This window comes from Aquiflexum sp. (assembly GCF_041751335.1).
GTDB lineage: Bacteria > Bacteroidota > Bacteroidia > Cytophagales > Cyclobacteriaceae > Aquiflexum.
On sequence record NZ_JBGSXS010000462.1, the window covers coordinates 1 to 6276 of the forward strand.

Genomic DNA, 6276 nt, shown 5'->3' on the forward strand with positions numbered 1-6276 from the left:
ACAATCATTAACAAAAGGAATTTTACTTGGAATCTTGGTTTCAATATTGCGACCAATGACAACCGTATTGTCACCTTGCTGGGAGAGGACAACAATGGAGATGGGATTGAAGATGACCTTATTGCCAGTAATTTATTCATAGGGAGGTCTCTGGGGACAATTTACGGATACGAAATAGATGGTATCTGGCAGGTTGATGACGATATTCCTACAGGATTTTCCCCCGGTAATTATAGGTTGGTAGACCAAAATGGGGATGGAATGATTACACCTGAAGATGATAGGGTATTTTTGGGAAGGACTGAACCTGCTTATTTGTTTGGTATTCAAAATACTATGAATTATAAGAATTTCACCTTTAGGTTCTTCATCAATTCCATACAGGGAGGAAGAGATAGGTACATGGGGGCCAACCATACCACCGGGATTTCTGGAACCACAGGTACTGCCCAAAATTCAAACTGGTTTAATTTCTATGACTACTGGTCCCCCAATAATCCTGACGCAAGGTATTCCATTCCTTGGCAGCCTGCACAGATTGCTCCTCCAAGATACTTTTCAAGGAGTTTCGTGAGGCTTCAGGATATTTCGCTGGCCTATCAAGTCAATCAGAGCTTTGTCCAGAAATTCGGCATCCAAAACCTTAAACTGTTTGTGAGCGGCAAAAACCTATTGACTCTCACAGATTGGGACGGATGGGATCCTGAATCGGGACAGGGAATCGGACGCCTTGATGCTTTCCCTGTGATGAAGGCCTATACATTTGGAATTGACATGTCTTTTTGATCAAGCCAAACTTATTGGAGCCATGGAATTTCTGATATCTTGGATAGAATTTAGTTGAAGATTTAAAAATTTGGAAAAGATGAAAAATATAATCTATAAATTGAAAATATCGCTGGTAGGTTTATTGGTATTGATAAATCTGGGTTGTGATGAGAATGCATTTCTTGAAGAAATTCCACTGGATTTTTTCAGCCCTGAAAATTCTTACAGAAACTTTGAGGATTTTCAAAGTGCATTGACTGACCTATATGCGCGTGTCCGGTTTATCCACTCCGGAACCAATGATAATGTTCAGCATTTTGTACATTGGATGAGCACCGATATTGCATTTCATGTCCGTAAAGATCCAGGTCGTTTTGGAAGTCATACTGTATGGCTTATTCCGACGAATGGAGCAATTGAGTTCCATTGGAATGAATGGTATAAAATCATATCCAATGCAAATACCATATTGGACAGGATTGAAATTGTACAGATGACCGATGCCCAAAAGTCCGAAATCATTGCTGAGGCAAAATTCTTTAGGGCATTTTCTTATAGGTATCTGGTATATCTTTATGGAGGAGTTCCCTTGATTTTGGAAGAAATTACCTCGCCAAGAGTGGATTTTTCAAGGGCAAGCAAAGAAGAGATTCTTAATCAGATAGTTTTGGATGCCACCGAAGCATCACAAAATTTACCAGGGATTAGTCAGGTAGTGGACGGCAAAGTGTCAAAGTTAGTTGCATTTCATCTATTAGCTGAAACACTCATTTCCCTTGGGAGATTTGATGAAGCCATAGTGGCTGCAACCACCATCATTGATGATCCGGCTACCCAATTGATGACCAGTAGATTCGGAGTCAGTGCAAACAGAAGACCTATTGACCCCTATTTGCAGTTTACGCAGGATGGCGATCCTTATTGGGATTTGTTTCAGGCGGGAAATCAAAACAGAGCCAGTGGTAACAGGGAGGCACTTTGGGTCTTACAGTACGAATTGGATATACCAGGGGGATTGTTTCGGTCCTCTGGAGGATATTATAATGGTCTGGAAAGATGGGCATCTCCTGTAGCATTTTTGACTTTTAGGGACCCTGAAAACCAGGAAGGGTCACTAGGTGATGGACAATCCAACTATAATACAGGCGGAAGAGGGGTTTCATTTATGAGAAATACAGATTTTTACCTAAACACTTTGTGGGAAAGCGATTGGGATAATGACATCCGCAATGCTCCGCATAATATTGTGAGGGATTATGTGTACACCAATCCCAATTCCAACTTTTTTATGAGAAGTTCTTTGGAGTTTCCAAGTCCAACTCTTGCCAATCAGGATTGGAGATGGTATCCTTACCCTAGTAAAGTTACCACTCCTGGAGACCACCCATCAGGGCTGATCATAGATAATGATCTATTGTTGCTCAACACCCAAGCTGGCGCTACATACAGGGACATGTACTTGTTCAGGTTGGCAGAAACTTATCTGCTTAGAGCCGAAGCTTATTTGGGAAGAGGGGATTTGGCAAATGCAGCCAATGATATCAATGCTGTCCGAAGTAGGGCAAATGCCACACCTGTCAGTCCGGGACAAGTCAACTTGGACTATATTCTTGATGAAAGAGCAAGAGAGCTAGTTTATGAAGAACCCAGGAGACTTCATCTTCACAGAACAGGTACTCTTGTAGAAAGAGTTAGAAAATACAATGCCTTCAACAGCAATGAAATCAGGGATTATCACGCTTTGTGGCCTATTCCATTCAGGGAAATTGAATCCAATAAAAACGGTGACATGCCCCAAAATCCGGGATATAATTAGAATCTATATAATAGATACTAAATGAAAAAAACGGCCCAGTATTCACTTGTGTTTCTTGTTTTGGTTTTCTTTTCGGCATGCCGGCAAAAAGAAGAATTTGTACTTGTTTCAGGGGATTTCGCAAAATCCATTTGCCTGCTTCCGGATGAGCCCGAGCATGTATTATTGGCTGTGGAAGACCTGATCAATGACATAGCAAAAATTACTTCCCAAAGACCTGAATTGACCCGAGATCCCCAACTTTGTGATAAAGGTTGTGTGATAATTGGTTCCATGGATATTCCGGGCTCTGCAGCTTTCCTTAATGATAATTTTAAAGAAGCGAAAGGGCAGAGTGGGAAATGGGAAGCTTATAAAGTTAAGAACCAGGGAAAAAACCTGATGATTACAGGAAGTGACTCCCGGGGGACCCAATTTGGAATATACCATTTTATAGAGAAATATTTAGAAGTGGACCCGCTTTATTTCTGGACAGACAGGGAACCGGAAAAAAGAAACCAGTTGGTTTGGTCTGCCATTGAAATCGATCAGGAATCACCCTCTTTTAAATACAGGGGTTGGTTTATCAATGATGAGGACTTGCTTACCGGATGGAAGGAAAGTGGCGGGGAAAGAAATATAGATTATCCTTTTTATGCCGAAGTGGTCAATCCTGCGGTGATGGAAAAAGCTGTAGAAGCGATGATACGCCTCAGGTATAACCTGATCATACCTGCGAGTTTCATTGATATTTTTAACAAACCCGAGAGAAAGCTTGTGGAGATTGCTGCAAAACGAGGGGTTTTTCTAAGTATGCATCATATAGAGCCACTTGGCGTGAGCGCCTTTACCTATTTTAATTATTGGAACGAAAGAGGCAAGGATTTGAAATTTTCCTTTTACAGTCATCCGGAAGCGCTTAAAGAAATATGGAAGGTATATGCGGAGGAATGGGCACAATTTCCCAATGTGATCTGGCAGATAGGGCTGAGGGGAATTGCAGACCGACCGATGTGGCTGGCGGATGACGCCATTCCCCAATCCGATGCCGCCCGCGGGGAACTCATCTCCCAAGCCATGCAGGTTCAGATGGATATCATCCGGAATGTAGATAAGCGGGAACACATACCTGTAACTACAACACTGTGGATGGAAGGCTCGGAATTGAACGAAAAAGGATATTTAACTTTCCCGGAGGGAATGATGGTGGTTTTTTCGGATAACAGTCCCGGATGGATGATGCAGCCGGATTTTTTTCAGACTCAAAGAGAGGAGGATAGGGAGTATGGCATTTATTACCACCATCAGTTATGGGGTATGGGACCACACCTTGCGCAGGCTGTCCCCCCTTCCAAGACCTATGAGATAATCAAACAGGCAGTTGAAAAAGGTTCCGATGATTATGTGATCTTCAATGTATCCAATATCCGGGAATTTGCTCTTGGACTCCGGGCTTCATCTGAGATGACCTATGATTTCAATGGTTTTGATCCTGAAATGTTCATGAAAAACTGGGCAGAAGTGCGATTTGGTGAGGATTCTGAAGCGGTTGCAGCAGTCTACCAGCAGTTTTTCGACAGCTACCAGATGCATGATCAATCCAATGGCCCCATTTTATTGGATGGACAAATCAGAATAAAAGGTTTCGGACTTTTGTCAAGCCTAAAAGAACAACTTTCTGATCCTAAAAAATTCAACTTAGGGAAGTTGGTCTTTAATCAATCCGATCCAGCGGAAACCGCTCCTTGGTTAAAAAAGCATTTGACCGATAGCCGGTCGGGAAATATTTCAGTTGATGAGTTGATTTCCAAACTGGATTTACAACAGCGGAATTTTCTTCATACGCAAAATTCTTTGGATGATATTATTTCTAAAATGGATGATTCCAAAAGGCCATTTCTTGAAGTTAACCTGAAATCACAATTGGATATTATCCATGGACTTGGGGAATGGTTGGACGGCATAACAAAGGCAATTTTGGCAGAAGAAGTCGGGGATCGGGAAAATACTATCCTTTACCTTCAATCAGCTCTCAAAGGATTCGAAACCATCCGTTCAGGAAAAGCACTGTCATCCAAAGGCGAAAAATGGCAAGACTGGTATCAGGGGGAAACAAAAATGAATCTCATAAGAATGGAAAGTTATACAGAGGAGATACTCCAACTTGCAAAATCCCTTTCCCTTGATACTAAAAATCAGTAAACCGGAATCCCCGATCATAATGATGATCGGGGCGAATTTAAACCCAACAGAATTTTCAAACGATTAACAACAATACCCATGATACAAACTAACCGATTGGTAATACTTTTTATATTCTTTTTATTTCTGGATGTTACGGTCATACAAGCCCAGGAAAACATTCAATTTCCAAAGTTGGGAATGATGAAAACCTCGACTGCCAAAGAAATCAAAACATCCCGGTGGTCCATTGGCGGAGAAACCCTGGACCGGGATTATGCCGATTACCATGCTTATAAAGAATATCTGGGTCCTTTGGGAGCCAAGCGAATCCGCCTGCAAGCAGGTTGGGCTAAATGTGAGCAACAAAAAGGAATCTATGATTTTGAATGGTTGGATAAGATCATTGATGATGCTTTATCGCAAGGTGTGCAGCCCTGGGTTCAGCCCTCCTATGGAAATCCTATTTATGAAGGCGGGGGCCAGGCGGCCCTGGCCGGCGGCATCCCCACTTCTACGGAAGCATTGAAAGCCTGGGACAATTGGGTGGAGGCTTTGGTTTTCAGATATAAAAATAAAGTCTTGGAATGGGAAATCTGGAACGAACCGGATATCAGTAAGCAGATGACAGCTGCGGAATTCGCCGGATTTCACGTAAGGACAGCAGACATCATCAAGAAAGTACAACCCAATGCACGTATTATAGCACTGGGATTGGCAGGTTTGGGAAGGGTGGAATATGTAGAGTCAATTTTGGAAATTTTAAAATCAAAAGGAAAACTTGACCAATTTGACATCCTTTCATTTCACGGGTATAGGCCCAGGCCGGAAGACAGCTATCCTGAGGTTGCTAACCTGAAAAAGTTAGTTTCTAAATATCGGGATGATATCCAACTGTGGCAGGGTGAAAACGGGGCTCCATCCACAAAGGAAGGTGAAGCTGTTGGCGCTATGACACGGGGATATGATTGGTCGGAGTTGACTCAGGCTAAGTGGAACCTGAGAAGGATGTTGGGAGATATGGCCCATGATGTGGATGTGACCAATATCTTTCAGATTTCCGATATGTATTATGATGCCGGAGACCATATGGTGGGGCTTAATTCCAAAGGTTTGCTTAAAGCACGTCCGGATAATAGCATTGAAAGGCCCAAGTTATCCTACAAAGCCTATCAAAATACCGCCACCTTGTTTTCCGAAAAGATCACCCGGCTAAAAGAAGCACCGGTATCCCATGACGTTGCCAATCTTTCCGTTCATGCTTATGCCGGCGAAAGGGCTAAAGGCCATGCCATAACACTTTGGTTATCCGAAGCCAAACCGACAGATGATTATCCAGCTAAAAATGTGGGATTTACTATAAACGACATCAACCTCAAATCACCTGTTATGGTGGACCTTTTGACCGGAAATGTTTATGCCATACCAAAGGAGAATTTCAGGAAGAACAAGGGTTCTTGGACATTTTCCAACATTCCTGTTACCGATAGCCCTATGGTGATTGTGGATAAATCATGGGTTGTGATTGAGTA

The 6276-nt window shown here is 42.4% G+C and carries 3 protein-coding genes and 1 pseudogene; all 4 read left to right on the forward strand.

Features of this window, described 5'->3' with window-relative positions; translation table 11 throughout:
• Positions 1-786 (forward strand): annotated as a pseudogene (locus ACEW8U_RS23905) (SusC/RagA family TonB-linked outer membrane protein); the annotation flags it as partial.
• Between the two features lie 79 nt (positions 787-865).
• Entirely contained in the window at positions 866-2584 is a 1719-nt protein-coding gene (locus ACEW8U_RS23910; RefSeq protein ID WP_373524576.1) for a RagB/SusD family nutrient uptake outer membrane protein, read from the forward strand.
• A gap of 21 nt (positions 2585-2605) precedes the next feature.
• Positions 2606-4765 (forward strand): glycosyl hydrolase 115 family protein, encoded by a 2160-nt coding sequence (locus ACEW8U_RS23915; protein WP_373524577.1) that lies wholly within the window; start codon positions 2606-2608, stop codon positions 4763-4765.
• A 78-nt stretch (positions 4766-4843) separates the two neighbouring features.
• The coding region (locus ACEW8U_RS23920; RefSeq protein ID WP_373524578.1) for a hypothetical protein at positions 4844-6276 on the forward strand (1433 nt) is incomplete at its 3' end.